The sequence below is a fragment of the Pseudomonas synxantha genome (genome assembly GCF_900105675.1).
Lineage (GTDB): Bacteria > Pseudomonadota > Gammaproteobacteria > Pseudomonadales > Pseudomonadaceae > Aquipseudomonas > Aquipseudomonas synxantha.
In genome coordinates, this window is sequence record NZ_LT629786.1 from 5737877 (window position 1) to 5756013 (window position 18137).

Here is an 18137-nt window from a genome sequence, read left to right on the forward strand (position 1 = left end):
AACCTCACTGAAACAACAGGATGGCGCGTGACTGCACTGAACCCCCTGCACACACTCTGGCTGACCGAAACCGTGCGCCTGCGTGAAGAACACGCCGGCCCCCTGGAAGACCTGGAAGCCAACCGCCTGGCCCGTGCGGCTGGTGGCGACCTGCCGACGCGGATCCAGCAACGGGCCTTGCACCTGGCCGAACGCGATGGCCTGACCGGCGCCCTCACGCGCTGGCTGCAAGGCGCACGCCTGGCGCTGATGTTGCTGGCAGTAGTCGCAATCATCAGTGGCGCTGGCTTGGCTTTTGCCGCATTAGGCAACGGCTTGACGCCGGTGAATGTGTTCTGGGCCTTGGGCAGCCTGCTCGGTTTGAACCTTATTTTGCTGATCAGTTGGGCCCTGGGCCTGCTGTTTGCCGGCGAGCACGGCGCCAGCCTCGGGCGACTGTGGTTGTGGCTCAGCGAAAAACTCGCCCGCGACGCCAAGGCCGCGCAATTGGCACCGGCGCTGTTGCTGTTGCTGCAACGGCAAAAACTCAATCGCTGGGCGCTGGGTGTGCTGGTCAACAGCCTGTGGCTGCTGGCACTACTCAGTGCCCTGGTGATTTTGCTGACCCTGTTGGCCACACGGCGCTACGGCTTTGTGTGGGAAACCACCATTCTCGGCGCCGACACCTTTGTCGCCGTAACCCAAGCCCTCGGCACCCTGCCCGCGCTGCTGGGCTTCAACGTGCCGAGCGTCGACATGATCCGCGCCAGCGGCGATTCCGCGCTGAATATCGAAAGCGCCCGCCAAGCTTGGGCCGCCTGGCTGGTGGGCGTGTTGCTGGTCTACGGCCTGCTGCCCCGGCTGATCATCGCCCTGTTCTGCCTGTGGCGCTGGAACGTCGGGCGTGCCGCATTGCGCCTGGACCTCAACCTGCCCGGCTACAGCCAGTTGCGCGAACGCCTGATGCCCAGCAGCGAACGCCTGGGGGTCAACGATGTGGCGCCCGAGCAACTGCACCACGTCAGCGGTGGTGTCAGCGATCTGGACAGCGACGGCGCCTTGCTGGTCGCCATCGAGCTGGACGATCAACACCCTTGGCCGCCCAAGCTGCCGGCCAGCGTAAAGAACGCTGGCATTCTCGACAGCCGCGAATCGCGTAACAAACTGCTGGAGCAACTCAGCCGTTTCCCGCCCGCACGCCTGGCCATCGCCTGCGACCCGCGCCGCTCGCCGGACCGTGGCAGCCTGGCGCTGATTGCCGAACTGGCACGCAGCGCCACCGCCACCCGTGTATGGCTGCTGCAAGCCCCGCCGGGCCAGGCCCTGGACGCCGAGCGCCTGAGTGATTGGCACACCGCGCTGCAACAGCTTGATCTAATGTTTGCCGACTGTGCGCCGCTGAACTGGCTGGAGACCGGTCATGACTAAACCGCTGAAACTCGCCGTGGTCGGCCACACCAACGTCGGCAAGACCTCCCTGCTGCGCACCCTCACCCGTGACGTGGGCTTCGGTGAAGTCTCCCATCGCCCCAGCACCACGCGGCATGTCGAAGGTGCACGCCTGTCGGTGGATGGTGAAGCCTTGCTGGAACTGTACGACACGCCCGGACTGGAAGACGCCATCGCCCTGCTCGACTACCTCGAACGCCTGGATCGCCCCGGTGAACGCCTGGACGGCCCGGCGCGCCTTGCGCGCTTCCTGGACGGCGGCGAAGCCCGTCAGCGTTTCGAACAGGAAGCCAAGGTATTGCGCCAACTACTGGCCTCGGACGCCGGCCTGTATGTGATCGACGCCCGCGAACCGGTGCTGGCCAAGTACCGCGATGAGCTGCAGGTGCTGGCCAGTTGCGGCAAGCCATTGCTGCCGGTACTCAACTTCGTCAGCAGCAGCGAGCATCGCGAGCCGGACTGGCGCGAAGCCCTGGCCCGCCTCGGACTGCATGCGCTGGTGCGTTTCGACAGCGTGGCGCCGCCGGAAGACGGCGAGCGCCGGCTGTATGAAAGCCTGGCCCTGCTGTTGGAAACCTCACGGCCGCAGTTGCAGCGCTTGATCCTTGACCAAGAGGCCCAGCGCCAGGCCCGCCAGCAAAGCGCTGCGCGGTTGATCGCCGAGCTGCTGATCGACTGCGCCGCCTGCCGTCGCAGCGTGGTCACCGAGGATGAACAGCAAGCCATCGGCGATCTGCGTAAAGCCGTGCGCCAGCGCGAACAGAAGTGCGTCGAAGCCTTGCTCAAGTTGTTCGGCTTCCGCCCGCAGGATGCCGCCGCCAGTGACCTGCCATTGCTCGACGGGCGCTGGGGCGATGACCTGTTCAACCCGGAAACCCTCAAGCAGCTTGGCGTGCGGGTCGGTGGTGGGATTGCCGCCGGCGCTGCGGCCGGCGCGGGCGTGGATCTCTTGGTCGGCGGCCTGACCCTCGGCGCTGCAGCCCTGGCCGGTGCTATCGCCGGTGGCGCCCTGCAAACCGCACGCAGCTACGGCAGCCGCCTGCTCGGCAAGCTCAAGGGCCACCGCGAGCTGACCGTTGACGACAGCGTGCTGCGCCTGCTCGCCCTGCGTCAGCGTCAACTGCTCAAGGCCCTCAACCTGCGCGGCCATGCAGCGATGCACAGCATAAAGGTCGATACGCCCCAGGACAAAACCTGGCGCGAGGGCAAGCTGCCCGACGCCTTGGGCAAGGCCCGCGCCCACCCGCAATGGTCGAGCCTCAACCCCCACGCCAAGCTGAGCCAGGCTGAGCGCCAGGAGCAGATCCTGGCCCTGGCTCTGGAACTAAGGAATCTCCGAACAAGTTTTCAAATGTGCTGAAATACGCCTGACCACCTGATCCGAGCCGCCTATGAGCCAGATGAGCTTTTCCGATTTCGAATACGCCGGCAAGCGCAAGCAGACACGCCGCGAACGCTTCCTCGCCGAGATGGATCAGGTCGTGCCCTGGACGGGTCTGCTGGGCCTGATCGAGCCGTTCTACCCCAAGGCCGGTGGCGGCAGAAAACCCTATCCTCTGGAAACCATGCTGCGTATTCATCTGTTGCAGAATTGGTTTTCCCTGAGCGATCCGACCATGGAAGAAGCGCTCTACGAAATCACGCCCATGCGCCAGTTTGCACGTTTGACCTTGAGCGCCCCGATACCTGAAGACACCACGATCATGAATTTCCGGCACTTATTGGAAAAGCATCAGCTTGCACCTGCAATCCTCGCGGTCATCAATGGTTATTTGCAGGACAAAGGCATGTCTCTGCGTCAGGGCACTATCGTCGATGCCACCATTATTCATGCTCCCAGTTCGACTAAAAACGAAGAGGGAAAGCGCGACCCCGAGATGCATCAGACCAAAAAAGGTAACCAGTATTTCTTCGGAATGAAGGCCCATATTGGCGCTGATGTCGAGTCCGGCTTGGTTCATCACGTCCACGGCACCGCCGCCAACGTCGCCGATGTCACACAGGTCGCCGAGCTTTTGCATGGCGAAGAAAATGCAGTGTATGCAGACGCCGGATACACCGGCATTGAGAAGCGTGAAGAGCATGAAAATCGTGAAGTGATCTGGCAAATCGCGGCGCGCCGCAGCACCTATTCCAAGTTGAATAAACGCAGCGTGCTCTACAAGGCCAAGCGCAAGATTGAGTACTGCAAAGCCCAGACACGGGCCAAGGTCGAACATCCGTTTCGGGTGATCAAATGCCAATTTGGGTACGTGAAAGTGCGCTTTCGTGGGCTGATGAAAAACACGGCTCAGTTGACCACATTGTTCGCCCTGTCGAACCTGTGGATGGCTCGAAAACAACTGATGGGTATGGGCGAGTTGCGCGCTTAACATGGAAAACCGGGCGAAAAACGCCCTCGATGAACACTGCATCAGGTCGTTTTGAGCAAATAGCGCTGCGTGCCGTGCAAATTACGACTTGCGGCCGCCGCGCAGCAAGTTGATCGGAGCATCCCTAAGTGTTGACTGACGATCAGTGCCAGTTGAATCGCAGGTACAACTTGCTCAAGGCATGGATAGTTTGTTGGTCCACGGTATCGAACAGTTCGAATTGATCGTCAGGCGCGAGAGGGTCCAAACCACCATCGCAATCCTGGTCGCCAGCCGTGCTGCTATACACCAGCTTGTCCTTGCCACCCGAACTGCTGCGCTGGAAAAAGTCCGAGCGCACTTCCCGCGGCGTGCCAAGCTCGTCATAGCGGCTCACGTAAAAGTTCAAAGAGCGCCCGGCACCCTCGCCCCTATTGAACCAGCTGAGTTTCAATGCCTCATTGGCAAAAGTCTTCAGTAACCGCCGATCCCTGAGCGTCGATGCTCCATTGAAATCGATATCCCCAGTCGACTGAAAATCTACCGCCCCGTCAGCCGTGGCGTCAAAAGCCACGGCTTGATGCATAAGCTCATCGGGTAAATCCGGATCCCTTTGAAAAAAGTACAGCTTAACGGTGTCTGCCCGGTCATTTTCAGTACGGTCTTGCACGATCACTTTCACATAACGCATCGGTATTGCCTCATTAGAAATATCAGGGACCAACATAGTGATGCCCCGCGTTTCTTTATAGGTGATACCGACGCCACACCCCGTAAGAAACCACGACATAACAACCTTCGCGACTTACTGCACCGGGCAAGACTCCTCATACCATTTGAAGGCAAGAAAAACATTGCACAGATGACGAACCAACTCCTGGCCACTTCGGTCGACTACGCCATTTCGATCGATATAGGAAAAACTGCGATCCTGGGCGGTAACTTTTAAATAGCGCATGGAATGTCTCACATAAAGAACAGAGCCATACGCTAGTTCAAGCTTCCTCTAACAGCTAGAGCGTGGCATCCGCCATGACGGTAGGAAACAGCGACTTGACTGCGCGTCAATCATTGCGCCGGAACATCGATAACCTTGACGTCGAAGGCTTCGGGCGTGTGCCAATTGAATTTCAAGTAGAGTTCGGCCAACTGCTGGATCAGATGCTTGTCCACATCATCGATAACACCATCCCGGTTGATGTCGGAATGAATGTCCCACTCAAGTTCGCCATTGTTATCAAAATCATAGGCAGCGCTCCAAGAGACCTGAGTGTCCGAACTGAGCAGCCCAGGCCCTTTATGCAAATGCAGGCGCACGGTGTCGGGAGTGCCGTCTTTATAGAAGTCTTCGGAAAAAATCTTCATATAGCGCTTTGTACCAGTCCCGCGATTAACCCAATTGATTTTTAGATAGGCATTGGCAAACCTGTCCAACAGCACCCTGTCCAGGCTGTTCTCCCGACCGTTATTTGTAACGTCTCCCCGGCTATAGTCCACTTTCCCGTCTGAGGTGAAATCATAGGCCACCACCTCATTGAGCAATCTGTCCTGATTGCATTGCGTACGTTGGTAGAACTGAAGCCGCACCGTATTGGCGCGGCCATCCCCGGTCCGATCCTGTGCAATAACCTTTAAATAACGCACTTTTTTACTCCTTGTGTGCATAGCACTTGAACGCAATAAAGAGCTTGCACAACACTCTGATTAATACGTTATCCAGTTGAGAAATGTGCATCAACATGCCGCTGACACCGGGTCTGTGTACCATTTAAAGGCAAGGAAACTGCTGCACAGGGAACGGATCAATTCTTTATCGACCTCATCCACCACACCGTTCTTGTCCACGTCGGTATTGGTAAACCATTCCAATACACCATTACCGTAACCGTCATAAGCGGCGGCCTGAAAAGCCAGGGTAGGTTTGCGCACCGTGCTGCGCCGTTCCAGAAAATTGAGTTTCACGCCATTGGGCGGGCGTTTTTCGTATTCATGGACGGCGACAACCACCAATGTGCGCTTCCAGCTTTCGCCACCGTTAAACCAGTTCAACTTAAGAAAGGCGTTGGCGAATAACGTAAGCAAGTGGCTGTCGATGACCATGCTTTGGCCTTCAACGTCGATGTCTACAACAGTTTGAAGATCCACGTTTTTATCACCGTTCATATCAACAGCGAATGCCTCATGAACCAACTCATCGAACCCGCCGGCACCGCGTTCGTAAAAATGCAGAAAGACGGTATCGGCCTTTCCATTACCGCTTCGGTCCTGGGCAGTGGCTTTTAAGTAGCGCATCGAATGCTCTCATTCGTGGTTGATAGAGGCGTGAGCGTATCGACGTGCGCCATCGCATCTCTAGCCGCCCCTTCCGCGTTGGACGTATGAATTCACGCTGTGGGCCCAGGGTTCATCGCGCCCCTCCCCACAGTGAGCTGATATTTCGCTCGGCCAGCGCCGGCCCTACACTCATACCCACGCCGGTGTGCATCCACGCGGCGCTGACACCGGGTGCCGCCTGCACAAACGAAAACGGACCCGGTCCGCGAGCTCCGTAGACGCCTTGCCAGCGCTCGACCACCTGGATCTTGCACCCCAGGGTGTGCTCGGCCAACTCGATCATCCAGTCATCCACCTGCTCAGCGTTGAAGGGTGACGGATCGCTGCCGTAATGGTGAGAGTCACCGATGATCAGTTCGCCGCGGGGCGTCGGGCTGATCAGCAGGTGGATACCGTGCTCATGCAGGTGCGGCGTTTCGCGCAGGATCTGCGCCTGCACCGCGCAGGCTTCCGGCAGGTCGGCGAAGGCGCCGTAGTGCACGCAGCTCAGGCCGGTGAGCAGGGCGTGTTGCAGCTCCAGGTTAAACATCGGTCGGGCGCGCAGCATTTGCAGGCGACAGGTTTGCAGGTTGAGCTGGGCGATGGATTCGGCCAACAGGGTCTGATAGTCATGGCCGGAGCAGACAATGATCTGCTCGCCGCGAAAGCTGCCTGCGGTGCTGTGCAACTGGCCGGGCTCAACGTCGCGCACCAGGGTAGAGAAGTGAAACTCCACGTTCAGCGCCTGGCTGAGGTAGTGGACCAGCGCCGGGATCGCCTCGCGGGAATACAGTTGCTGGTCGTCCTTGCCGTGCAACGCAGCGCGGTGATGGCGGAACTGGCCGGCGTAGAGTTCCTTCATCGCATTGCCTTGCAGCAGCTCGACGTTGTAGCCGTGTTCGCGGGCACGCCCGGCGCAGAAGGCTTCGAGCAGATGTTCTTCAGCTTCCGTGCGGGCAAACAGGTAAGAACCATTGCGCTTGAGCGCAAGGCCCGCCGTTTGCGCCCATTGGCCCCAGATCTCGCGACTCTGGCGGGCCAGGTCCAGCATCGGCCCCGGCGGCTGGCCGGTGACCAGCGCTTGGCCGAAGTTGCGTACCGAGGCGCCCAGAGGCGTGGCGCTGCGCTCGAACACCTTGACCTTGAGGCCGCGCTTGGCGGCGGCATAAGCGTGGGACAGGCCGAGGATGCCGGCGCCGATGATCAGCAGGTCGCTGTGGTGTGTCATGGAGTGATGTCCTGAATTCGAAGCCGCTATCGCAGGCAAGCCAGCTCCCACATTTTGATGTGTGAATACCTTCAAATGTGGGAGCTGGCTTGCCTGCGAAGGGGCCATAAGCCCTAACGAAAACCTTACTGACCCGCCACCTTCTCCGACTTACCGTCATAGCGCTTGCGCCATTCAGTCAGGATGCTGTCGCGGTTCTTCGACGCCCAGGCAAAGTCGTTCTTGATCAGGCGCTGCTCGTAATCGGCCGGCAACTCGGTCTGCGGCTTGGCGATACCTGGTTGGGCAAGGATGGCGAAGTTGGCCTTATACAGCTCCATCGCCGCTGGGCTGGCGGAGAAGTCAGCGAGTTTTTTCGCGGCGTCGCCGTGGGCGCTGCCTTTGATCACAGCGGTGGCTTCGATCTCCCAGCCCAGGCCCTCTTTCGGCAGGATGATGTCCAACGGGGCACCCTGGCGTTTGAGTTGAATCGCCGGGTACTCGAAGGAAATCCCAATCGGGAACTCACCGGACGCCGCCAGCTTGCATGGCTTGGAGCCGGAGTGAACGTACTGGCCGATGTTCTGGTGCAGATCGTCCATGTATTGCCAGCCTTGCTTCTCGCCGAAGGTCTGCAACCAGGCGCTGACATCCAGGAAGCCGGTGCCGGAGGACGCCGGGTTGGGCATCACGATCTTGCCCTTGTACTCAGGCTTGGTCAGGTCCTGCCAGCTCACCGGCTTGGCCAGGCCCTGCTTTTGGGCTTCGATGGTGTTGAAGCAGATGGTCGCGGCCCATACGTCCATGCCGACCCAGGCCGGCGGGTTGGCGGCGTCGCGGTAGTGTTCGCCGATCTTGTCCAGGTCTTTGGGCGCGTAGTTGTCGAGCATGCCTTGCTGGTCGAGGATCGCCAGGCTGGAGGCGGCCAAACCCCACACCACGTCAGCCTGCGGGCGGTCTTTCTCGGCCAGCAGCTTGGCGGTGATGATGCCGGTGGAGTCGCGTACCCACTTGATTTCGACGTCGGGGTTGGCCTGCTCGAAGGCTTTTTTGTAGGTCTTCAATTGCTCGGCTTCGAGGGCCGTGTACACGGTCAGCTCGGTCTTGGCGAAGGCATTCAGGCTGAATGCCGTGAGTACCGCAGCGACCAGCGCCAGGGGTTTGAACATGGAGCACCTCCTTCAGGTTTGTTTATTGGCCGGGCGCGGTCTGGCGCCAGGCTTGGGAACGACGCAGCGCGCCACGTGAGGCCCACGCCAACAGCAGCGAGACGCCGCCTGAGGTGAACAGGATCAGGGTCGACATGGCCGCGGCGCCGCCCACATTGCCAGCGTCGTCCATGTTCAGGACGGCGACGGCGGCGAGGATGGTGTCGGGGCTGTAGAGAAAGATCGCGGCGGACACGGTGGTCATCGCCGACACAAACAGGTAGCGCAGGATATCCAGCAGCGCCGGTAGGCAAATCGGTACCGTGACACGCAGATAGTGGCGATACAGCGGTGCCTTGAGGGACAGCGCAGCGGCTTCGAACTCGGCGTCCAATTGGCGCAGGGCGGTGGTGGCGGTCATCTGCGCAGTAGTGAGGTAGTGCGCAATGGTGCACACCACCAGCAATGCCATGCTGCCGTAGAACACATGCAGCGGGTTGCCGTTGAGGTTGAAAAAGAACACGTAGCCCAGGCCCAGCACCAAACCAGGCACGGCCATCGGTACGAAGCTGAGCATGCGCAGCGCCAGGTTCAGGCCCTTCTGGCCCTTGGTCTTTTCCATCAGGTAGGCGCCAGTGAAGATCAGTACGCTGCCGATCAACGCCGTGCACAGCGCCATGGTCAGGCTGTTGCGATAGGCCAGCCAGCCGCCGCCGGCGGTGTCTTCAAACTGGTAGTGATGGAGCGACAGCGACAGGTTGTACGGCCAGAACTTCACCAGCGACGAATACACCGCCATCCCGAACACCAGCAGCAACACCGCGCAAATCAGCAACACGATGGCCAGGTAGCAACCGTCGCGCAGCCGCGATGGCGCGGGCAGAAACACCTGGGCGCGACCGCTCATCGAGTCGCCATGCCGACGGCGCAACCAGGCATCCACGCCGAAGCTGAACAGTGCCGGCAGCAGCAACACCATGCCGATCAACGCGCCGCGCCCGAACTGTTGCTGACCGACCACCGCCTTGTAGGCTTCCAGCGCCAACACCTGGTAATCACCGCCCACCACCACCGGCACACCGAAGTCGGTGATGGTCAGGGTAAACACCAGGCAGAACGCGGCGAACACCGCCTGGCGCGTGGCCGGCCAGGTGATGCTGCGAAACGCCCGGGCCGGGCTGGCGCCCATGCTCGACGCGGCATCGAACAAGCGTGCATCCGCCAGGGACAGCGCCGAGAGCAAGATCATCAAGGCATGGGGAAAGGTGTAGATCACTTCACCGAGCACAATGCCCCAGAAGCCGTAGATATTGTCCGAGAGCAAGCCGCGCAACATGCCCTGGTTGCCGAACAGATAGACCAGGGCAATGCCCGGCAGCATCGATGGCGCCATCAACGGCAGCAACGACAAGCCACGCCAGACAGATTTGCCGGGAATCAACGTGCGTTGCAGGGCGTAGGCAAACAGATAGGCCAGCGGTACGACGATGGCTGCCACGCTGAGGGACACTTTCAGGCTATTGCCCAGCAACCAGTGGAAGTTGGCGCTGGTCAGAAGTTCGCCCGCGGCCACCAGACCACCGCCCTGCCCGGATTCGCTGCTGAAGCCGCGCCAGAAGATAGCCAATAGTGGCAGCAACACCGCCACCACCAAAAGGCCCAGCCAGAGCCATTTGCCGCCGACCACGAAGATACGGTCGCCCCACTCGGCGCGGGACACCTGACGCGGTACCGGCAGTGTCATGACAGCGGCCATCTCAGGCAAACACCTGCAGGCTGCGCGGCGGCAAGGCCACCCAGATATCCTGGGCGCCCAGGCGCGGCATGGCTTCGGGCGCAAGTTCGGCCAACAATGGATGGCCTGGCAACTGTTCCAGTTCAAAGCTCATGCGGCAACGGTTGCCGAGGAAAGTGATCTCGCGGACCTTGGCCGGGAACAGGTTTTCCTCATGCACTGGCGGGTTAACGCTGATGGCTTCCGGCCGGCAAAACAGGCGGCCGGAATTGGCCACGCCCGCATCGTCGGCCAGGCGCATGTTCAGGCCGCCGACTTGGGCATGGCTGGCGCTGTTGCGGCTGAACGGCAGCCAATTGCCCTGGCCAACAAACTCGGCCACGAACGGCGTGGCCGGACGGTCGTAGATTTCCTGCGGCGTGGCGTACTGCTCGACCTTGCCGTTGTTCATCACGGCAATGCGGTCGGCCATCAACATGGCTTCATCCTGGTTGTGGGTCACCATCAAGGTGGTGATGCCCAGGCGCCGTTGCAGTTGGCGCAGCTCAGTGCACAGATGCTCGCGCACACGGGCATCGAGGGCTGACATCGGTTCATCCAGCAGCAATAGCGACGGGGCCGGCGCCAATGCACGGGCCAGGGCGACGCGCTGTTGTTGGCCGCCGGAGAGTTGACCGGGGTATTTCTTTTCGCTGCCGAGCAGGCCGACCAGCTCGAGCATCTGCCCGACGCGCTTGCGTACTTCATCACGGCCGCTGCCGGTGAGGCCATAGCCGATGTTCGCTTCCACGCTGAGATTGGGGAACAGCGCATAGGACTGAAACAGGATGCCGTAGTCCCGCGCCTGGGGCGGCAGTAGGGAAACGTCACGCTCGCCCAGATAAAGCTCGCCGCTGTCCTGGCGCTCCAGGCCGGCGATGCAGCGCAGCAGGGTGGTTTTGCCACAGCCGGAGGGGCCGAGCAGGCACACCAGCTCGCCGGCGGCGACGTCCAAAGACACGTTGTCCAGCGCGGTGAAGGCACCAAAGCGTTTCTGGATCCCGCGCACCTTCATGGGCGCGCCGGGTTGGGTCAGGGCTGTGTTCATGCAAGGCACCTCATCAAACGGATGAAGGCCATGCTAGGCAGGCAATGCGTAGCTGATGTGGCAGAAAGGCAAAATGGGGTGATAGTGGTATTGGTGGATTTGTGTAGGACTCACAGAGATGAGTTGCCTGGACTACCGCTATCGGGAGCAAGCCCCCTCCCACAGTTGACCGGGTTCCAACATGAGAATGCGGTCAAAATGTGGGAGGGGGCTTGCTCCCGATTGGCCCTCAAGCCAGCCACAGAACTTAAATTGGCGACATTTCCTGAGCCAGGCCAAGGAATGCCGCCGGCAGCCGTGCACCTTTACGCTCTTTGAGGCAATACAGATACTCCGGAATCTGCGGCGCATTCTCGATGGTCAGCACACGCAATTGCGGATCATGGGGCACTTCCTGGCGAGCGATGATGCTGATGCCGATATTGCGCAGCACCGCCTCGCGAATCGACTCGCGGCTGCCAATCTCCAGCAACGGCCCATACCCTACGCCGCCGCTCTTCAAAAGCTCTTCGGTCAGCCTGCGGGTGGTGGAGCCGGCTTCACGCATCAACAGCGTGTGCCCGGCCAGCGCGCTCAACGACACATGCTCAAGCTTGGCCAACGGATGATTGCGATGCACCGCCAGCACGAGCGGGTCGGTGCCCAGCACGCGGCGGATCAGGCGCGGGTCTTCCAGCAATTGCGAAGACGCGGCGACATCGACGCGGTAATCATCCAACGCTTCGAGCACCTGCTGGGAGTTGCCGATTTCCACCGATACCTCCACTTGCGGCAGGCGCTCGCGAAAGGCTTTGACCAGATCGAGAATGTAATACGGTGCCGTCGCGGCAATACGCAGTGCGCCCTGGACCTGGCCGTTGTTGCGCAGGAAAAACTCGATATCCGCTTCCTGCTGCAACAGCGTCTTGACCATCGGCAGCAGCCGCGCACCTTCGTCACTGACGGTGAGGCGACGGCCGCCGCGATAGAACAGCTCAACGCCGTACTGGCTTTCCAGGTTACGAATCTGGGTAGTCACTGTGGGCTGGCTCAGGCCGAGTTTTTTCGCCGCCTGGGTGATGCTGCCCAGGCGGGCGACCATGAAAAACGCCTTTAACTCAGCACTCAGCACACCACCCTCTCATCCTCTATTTGCGCAACAGGCGCAGGCCGTTGAATACCACCAGCAGGCTTACGCCCATATCGGCGAAGACCGCCATCCACATGGTCGCCATGCCCATGAATGTCACCGCCAGGAAGATCGCCTTGATCACCAGCGCCAGGGCGATGTTCTGCTTGAGGATACTCGACGTTTGCCGCGACAACCGAATGAAAGCCGGAATCTTGCGCAAATCGTCGTCCATCAGCGCTACGTCAGCGGTCTCGATGGCCGTGTCAGTGCCCGCCGCGGCCATGGCAAAGCCGATCTCGGCCCGCGCCAGGGCCGGGGCGTCGTTGATACCGTCGCCGACCATGCCCACCCGATGGCCTTGACCGTAAAGGGTTTCGATAGCTTGCAGCTTGTCGGTGGGCAGCAAGTCGCCCTGGGCCTGGTCGATGCCGACCTGACTGGCAATCGCCTGGGCGGTGTGAGTGTTGTCACCGGTGAGCATCAGGGTCTTGATGCCCAAGTCATGCAGTTGCTGGATAGCTTCGCGACTGCTGTCCTTGACGGTGTCGGCCACGGCAAACAGCGCCAGCGGGCCGGATTTGTCCAGCAGCAGCACCACGGACTTGCCTTGTTTTTCCAGGGCGAAGAGTTTTTCTTCCAGGGCCGGGGAGCACAGGCCGAGGTCTTCCACCAGACGGTGGTTACCCAGGTGATAGGTCTGGCCGTTGATATCTCCGCGCACGCCGCGCCCGGCCAGGGCCTCGAAGTTAGCCACAGCATGAATCGTCAGGTTTTTATCCACCGCCGCATTGGCTATCGCCAGGGACACCGGGTGGTCGGAACGCCCGGCCAAACTGGCGGCCAGCGCCGGAGCGCTGTCTTCGAGGTTGGGGAACAGCGGCAGGTAATCGGTTTGCACCGGCTTGCCATGGGTAATGGTGCCGGTCTTGTCGAGGGCCAGGTAGTCGAGTTTGTAGCCCCCTTCCAGGTACACGCCGCCCTTGATCAGGATGCCTTTGCGCGCCGCCGCGGCCAGGCCGCTGACGATGGTTACCGGCGTGGAGATCACCAATGCGCAGGGGCATGCCACCACCAGCAGCACCAGGGCGCGGTAGATCCAGTCAAACCACACGCCAGCCATGAACAACGGCGGAATCACCGCCACGCCCAGGGCAAACAGGAAAACTGCCGGGGTGTAGACCTTCGAGAAACTATCAACAAACCGCTGGGTCGGCGCCCGTGCGCCTTGGGCCTGCTCTACCGCGTGGATGATCCGCGCCAGGGTCGAGTTGTTGGCCGCCGCAGTGACTTGGTACTCCAGGGAACCGGCCTGGTTGATGGTGCCGGCGAAGACTTTATCGCCGATGGTCTTTTCAATCGGCAGGCTTTCCCCGGTGATCGGTGCCTGATCGATGGTGGATTGACCGGCAGTGACCTCGCCGTCCAGGCCGATACGCTCGCCGGGCTTTACCCGAACGATCGCACCAAGCTCAATACTTTTAACCTCTTGTTCCATCCATGAGCCGTCGGCCTGTTTTACCGTGGCCTGTTCCGGCGTCATCTGCATCAGGCCGCTGATGGCATTGCGCGCCCGGTCCAGGGACTTGGCCTCGATCAACTCGGCCACGGTGAACAGGAACATCACCATCGCCGCTTCCGGCCACTGGCCAATCAGGATGGCGCCGGTCACCGCGATGCTCATCAGCGCGTTGATGTTCAGGTTGAGGTTTTTCAGGGCAATCCAGCCCTTTTTGTAGGTGGTGAGGCCGCCGCTGAGGATCGACACCAGCGCCACCAGCGCGATCACCCAGGTCGGGGCTACGCCGGTGAAATGCAGTACTTCGGCGCCCAAGGCACCCACGCCAGATACCGCCAATGGCCACCAATGTTTCTTGGCGGGCGGTGCGGCGGCGGGGCTGCCTTCTTCGATAGGGTCGGCCTGCATGCCGATGGACTTGATCGCATCGATGATCGGCGCTGTGCTCGGCAGGTCATGGGTGACACCGAGGATGCGGTTGATCAGGTTGAATTCCAGCTGCTGCACACCGGCGAGCTTGCCCAGTTTGTTCTGGATCAGCGTCTGCTCGGTGGGGCAGTCCATGGCTTCGATGCGGAAGGTGCTCAGCCGCGAGCCGGCGGTGGGCGCTTCGCTCAGGGTCACCACGGCAGGCCCGGCAGCGCCGGAGCAGCATGAGCCCGCGTGGCCGTGGTTATCCACAGGCGTCAGCTTTGCGGGGCCATGATCATGGTTGTGATCGTGACCGTGGTCGTGCTTATGGTCATGAGCATGGTCGTGATCGTGATCGTGCTTGTGCGGGGTGTGAATGGAGTGGCTCATCAGGTTGCGTCCGTAAAGGTGCCTGTTGCCAAGTAAAGACCCTGTAGCCACTATAGGGTCAAGCACCCATGTGGAGATTGCTGCGATGAAGATCGGCGAACTGGCCAAACTCACCGACTGCCCGGTGGAAACCATCCGTTATTACGAGAAGGAAAACCTGCTGCCGCCGCCGGCGCGCACCGAGGGCAACTACCGGGTCTATACCCAGGCACACACCGAGCGGCTGACCTTTATCCGCAATTGCCGCAGCCTCGACATGACCCTCGAAGAAATTCGCAGCCTGCTGGGGCTGCGCGACAGTCCCCAGGACCAGTGCGAAAGCGTGAATGCGTTGATCGACGAGCATATCCACCACGTGAAAGCGCGGATCGATGGGTTGCTGGCCTTGCAGGAGCAATTGCTGGACCTGCGCCAACGTTGCGGCGGTGGGGAACAGTGCGGGATTCTGCAGCAGCTGGAAGTCAGCGGAGGGATTGCGGCCAGCGAGGCCGAGCCTTCGCATGTGGGCAGAAGCCACGGCCATTGAACCTAAGTGAACACGATTAAAATGTGGGAGGGGGCTTGCTCCCGATAGCAGTGGATCAGTCACAACCTCTGTAACTGATACACCGCCATCGGGAGCAAGCCCCCTCCCACAGTTCTGACCGAGGCAGGCTTTAAATAGCCACGTCTGCCTTGATGCTTGGATCCGCGTCATAGCCCACGATCTCGAAGTCTTCGAATTTGTAGTCGTAGATCGAGGCAGGTTTACGCTTGATCACCAGTTCCGGCAGTTTTTTCGGCGTGCGCGCCAACTGGGTCCGGATCTGTTCCATGTGGTTACTGTAGGCGTGGGTGTCGCCGGTGGTGACGATGATCTCGTGGGGGATCAGGTCGCACTGCTGGGCCAGCATGTGGGTCAGCAACGCCAGCGCGGCGGTGTTGTATGGCAGGCCCAGGAACACGTCGGAGCTGCGGATATACAGCTGCATCGACAGATGACCGTCATGCACGAACGCCTGGTACAGCAGGTGACACGGCGGCAGGGCTTGCTTGCCGTTGCGCGCGTTTTCCTGGGGGCTCTTGGTTTCGTCCGGCAGGTATTCGACGTTCCAGCCGTGGAACAGGATGCGGCGGCTGTTGGGGTTGGTCTTGAGCGTGTGCACCATGTAGTCGATCTGGTTGATCGTGCCGCCGTCCTTGGTCGGCCAGGCGGTCCACTGCTCGCCATACACAGGGCCCAGGTCACCGTCCTCGGTGGCCCATTCGTCCCAGATACGCACGCCGTTTTCGTTCAGCCATTTGATGTTGGTGTTGCCGCTCAACATCCAGATCAGCTCGTTGGCAATGCTTTTGAAGTGAAGCTTCTTGGTGGTCAGCAGCGGGAAGCCGTCAGCCAGGTTATGCCGATACTGACGGGCGAACACGGCCTTGGTGCCGGTGCCGGTGCGGTCGCCCTTGGTCAGGCCATTGGTCACGACGTCGTGCAGCAGTTCGAGATATTGCTTCATGTGGTTACCCGTATCGTTGAAGCCGCGGCCCTTCAAGCAAGGGCCGCGGCATTCGAATTAAAGCGCGGCGTTCTTCAGCGACTGCGGGCGATTGTACGCCCACCAGAGCATGCCCAGGCCCGCGAGGATCATCGGCAGGCTGAGGACCTGACCCATGGTCAGCCAGCCCCACGCCAGGTAACCCAACTGCGCATCCGGTACCCGTACGAATTCGACGATAAAGCGGAAGATCCCGTAGAACAGCGCGAACATGCCCGACACAGCCATGGTCGGGCGTGGCTTGCGCGAGAAAATGTAAAGGATAAGGAACAGTGCCACACCTTCCAACGCGAACTGGTAGAGCTGCGACGGGTGGCGCGGCAGTTGCGCCGGGTCGCTGAACGGCGGGAATACCATGGCCCACGGCACATCGGTCGGCTTGCCCCACAACTCGGCGTTGATGAAGTTACCGATGCGCCCGGCGCCCAGGCCGATCGGCACAAACGGTGCGACGAAGTCCATCAGCTGGAAGAACGACTTGCCATTACGGCGACCGAACCACCAGGCGGCGATCATCACGCCGATAAACCCGCCATGGAAGGCCATGCCACCTTTCCACACTTCGAAGATCAGCGTCGGATTGGCGATATAGGCCGACAAATCGTAGAACAGCACATACCCCAGGCGTCCGCCGACGATCACCCCCATCGACATCCAGAACACCATGTCGGAGAGCTTCTCCTTGGTCCAGGTCGGGTCGAACCGGTTCAGGCGCCGGGAAGCCAGCAGCCAGGCACCGCCGATGCCGATCAGGTACATCAGCCCGTACCAGTGGATTTTCAGCGGACCGATGGCCAGGGCCACCGGGTCGATCTGCGGGTAAGGCAGCATTGCGACTCCTCGTTAAAACATTTAGTCATGACGCACCGGACCATGCCGAGGTGCGATTAAGCCTGCGTTACAGCGCCGATATCAAATTAAGAAGTTCACATACACACCAAACAGCCCGGCATGTTAACGGATGGAAGGTGCGCGGCCCAACTTCGTTGCGATGGAACGCTCGCGGTTCTGTGGGTAGAGTTGAGAAAAACACACAAGGGATCTCCCAATGTGCCTGATTGTTTTCGCCTGGCGACCGGGCCATGCCCAACCGCTGATCGTCGCGGCCAACCGCGATGAGTTCTACGCCCGCCCCAGCCTGGCGCTGGCCCAATGGCCGGATGCGCCACAGATCTATGCCGGCCGCGATCAGGAAGCCGGTGGCACCTGGCTTGGAGTCAACGCTGATGGGCGCTTTGCTGCGTTGACCAATATTCGCGACCCGCACCAGCCACCGGCGCGCAAGTCCCGTGGTGAATTGGTTGCGCGTTTTCTCAGCGGTTCGCTGCCCATTGACGATTATTTAGCCGACGTTAACGGACGCTCGATTGAATATGCCGGGTTTAACCTGTTGGTTGGCACGCGGGATGAGCTGTGGCATTACAACGCCAATGACACCCAGCCCACATTGCTGGCGCCGGGGATCTATGGGCTATCCAATGCCGGGCTGAATACCCCGTGGCCGAAGCTGGTCAAGGCCAAGGCGGCGTTGAGCGCAGTGCTGGAGAATCCGCAGCCGGAGGCGTTACTGGAGATTCTGAGCGATCCGCAGACGGCGTCATTTGCTGACCTCCCCGATACCGGTGTGGGGTTGGCTACTGAGAGTCTGCTGTCGAGTGTGTTTATCGCCAGCCCCAGTTATGGGACACGGGCGAGTACGGCGCTGATTGTGAATGCCGATGGAAGGCGAAAGATGGTGGAGCGTAGTTTTGGGCCGCACGGCGGGCGACTAGGTGAGGTCGAACTCAATTTTTAACCACACCCCAAAACCAATGTGGGAGGGGGCTTGCTCCCGATAGCGGTGGGTCAGTACCAGATATTCTGGCTGACACCCTGCAATCGGGAGCGAGCCCCCTCCCACATTTTGTTCAG

The 18137-nt window shown here is 60.5% G+C and carries 16 protein-coding genes; 5 read left to right on the forward strand and 11 right to left on the reverse strand.

Annotation, left to right across the window (positions count from 1 at the left end):
- Positions 1 to 27: 27 nt before the first annotated feature.
- The 3 genes from BLU48_RS26605 to BLU48_RS26615 are packed head-to-tail and all read left to right on the forward strand — an operon-like array spanning position 28 to position 3800.
- Positions 28 to 1407, forward strand: coding sequence for a DUF2868 domain-containing protein (locus BLU48_RS26605; protein ID WP_057022811.1), 1380 nt, complete (start codon positions 28 to 30; stop codon positions 1405 to 1407).
- Complete coding sequence (locus tag BLU48_RS26610; RefSeq protein WP_057022810.1) at positions 1400 to 2788, forward strand: DUF3482 domain-containing protein; 1389 nt, start codon at positions 1400 to 1402, stop codon at positions 2786 to 2788. Before BLU48_RS26605 ends, BLU48_RS26610 begins: the two co-directional genes overlap by 8 nt.
- Positions 2789 to 2819: 31 nt before the next feature.
- Complete coding sequence (locus BLU48_RS26615) at positions 2820 to 3800, forward strand: IS5 family transposase (RefSeq protein WP_057022809.1); 981 nt, start codon at positions 2820 to 2822, stop codon at positions 3798 to 3800.
- A 142-nt stretch (positions 3801 to 3942) separates the two neighbouring features.
- Here the strand turns inward: BLU48_RS26615 and BLU48_RS26620 are convergent, their stop codons facing one another.
- From BLU48_RS26620 to BLU48_RS26660, 9 genes are all read right to left on the reverse strand, one after another.
- Positions 3943 to 4569, reverse strand: a complete 627-nt coding sequence (locus tag BLU48_RS26620) for a hypothetical protein (protein ID WP_169718277.1) — start codon at positions 4567 to 4569, stop codon at positions 3943 to 3945.
- Between the two features lie 278 nt (positions 4570 to 4847).
- Positions 4848 to 5423 (reverse strand): hypothetical protein, encoded by a 576-nt coding sequence (locus BLU48_RS26625; RefSeq protein ID WP_057022808.1) that lies wholly within the window; start codon positions 5421 to 5423, stop codon positions 4848 to 4850.
- 90 nt (positions 5424 to 5513) lie between these two features.
- The gene (locus BLU48_RS26630; RefSeq protein ID WP_057022807.1) at positions 5514 to 6071 is read right to left on the reverse strand and encodes a hypothetical protein; all 558 of its coding nucleotides are present in this window, start codon (positions 6069 to 6071) and stop codon (positions 5514 to 5516) included.
- Positions 6072 to 6183: 112 nt separating this feature from the next.
- Positions 6184 to 7320, reverse strand: coding sequence for a TIGR03364 family FAD-dependent oxidoreductase (locus BLU48_RS26635; RefSeq protein ID WP_057022806.1), 1137 nt, complete (start codon positions 7318 to 7320; stop codon positions 6184 to 6186).
- A gap of 125 nt (positions 7321 to 7445) precedes the next feature.
- Complete coding sequence (locus tag BLU48_RS26640; RefSeq protein ID WP_057022805.1) at positions 7446 to 8468, reverse strand: putative 2-aminoethylphosphonate ABC transporter substrate-binding protein; 1023 nt, start codon at positions 8466 to 8468, stop codon at positions 7446 to 7448.
- A 22-nt stretch (positions 8469 to 8490) separates the two neighbouring features.
- Positions 8491 to 10203, reverse strand: coding sequence for a putative 2-aminoethylphosphonate ABC transporter permease subunit (locus BLU48_RS26645; protein WP_057022804.1), 1713 nt, complete (start codon positions 10201 to 10203; stop codon positions 8491 to 8493).
- Position 10204: 1 nt separating this feature from the next.
- Positions 10205 to 11269, reverse strand: coding sequence for a putative 2-aminoethylphosphonate ABC transporter ATP-binding protein (locus BLU48_RS26650; protein WP_057022803.1), 1065 nt, complete (start codon positions 11267 to 11269; stop codon positions 10205 to 10207).
- Between the two features lie 247 nt (positions 11270 to 11516).
- Positions 11517 to 12380 (reverse strand): LysR family transcriptional regulator, encoded by an 864-nt coding sequence (locus BLU48_RS26655; protein ID WP_057022802.1) that lies wholly within the window; start codon positions 12378 to 12380, stop codon positions 11517 to 11519.
- Between the two features lie 16 nt (positions 12381 to 12396).
- The gene (locus tag BLU48_RS26660; RefSeq protein ID WP_057022801.1) at positions 12397 to 14697 is read right to left on the reverse strand and encodes a heavy metal translocating P-type ATPase; all 2301 of its coding nucleotides are present in this window, start codon (positions 14695 to 14697) and stop codon (positions 12397 to 12399) included.
- A gap of 85 nt (positions 14698 to 14782) precedes the next feature.
- Between BLU48_RS26660 and cadR the strand changes: the two genes are divergently transcribed.
- Positions 14783 to 15223 carry a Cd(II)/Pb(II)-responsive transcriptional regulator gene (gene cadR / locus BLU48_RS26665; protein ID WP_057022800.1) on the forward strand — a complete coding sequence of 147 codons (441 nt, stop codon included), beginning with the start codon at positions 14783 to 14785 and terminating at the stop codon, positions 15221 to 15223.
- Between the two features lie 130 nt (positions 15224 to 15353).
- Here the strand turns inward: cadR and BLU48_RS26670 are convergent, their stop codons facing one another.
- Positions 15354 to 16187, reverse strand: a complete 834-nt coding sequence (locus tag BLU48_RS26670) for a thymidylate synthase (RefSeq protein ID WP_057022799.1) — start codon at positions 16185 to 16187, stop codon at positions 15354 to 15356.
- 57 nt (positions 16188 to 16244) lie between these two features.
- Positions 16245 to 17057 (reverse strand): prolipoprotein diacylglyceryl transferase, encoded by an 813-nt coding sequence (gene lgt, locus BLU48_RS26675; protein WP_057022798.1) that lies wholly within the window; start codon positions 17055 to 17057, stop codon positions 16245 to 16247.
- Between the two features lie 217 nt (positions 17058 to 17274).
- Here lgt and BLU48_RS26680 point away from each other — a divergent pair, with 217 nt between their 5' ends.
- Complete coding sequence (locus BLU48_RS26680) at positions 17275 to 18021, forward strand: NRDE family protein (RefSeq protein WP_057022797.1); 747 nt, start codon at positions 17275 to 17277, stop codon at positions 18019 to 18021.
- Positions 18022 to 18137 lie beyond the last annotated feature (116 nt).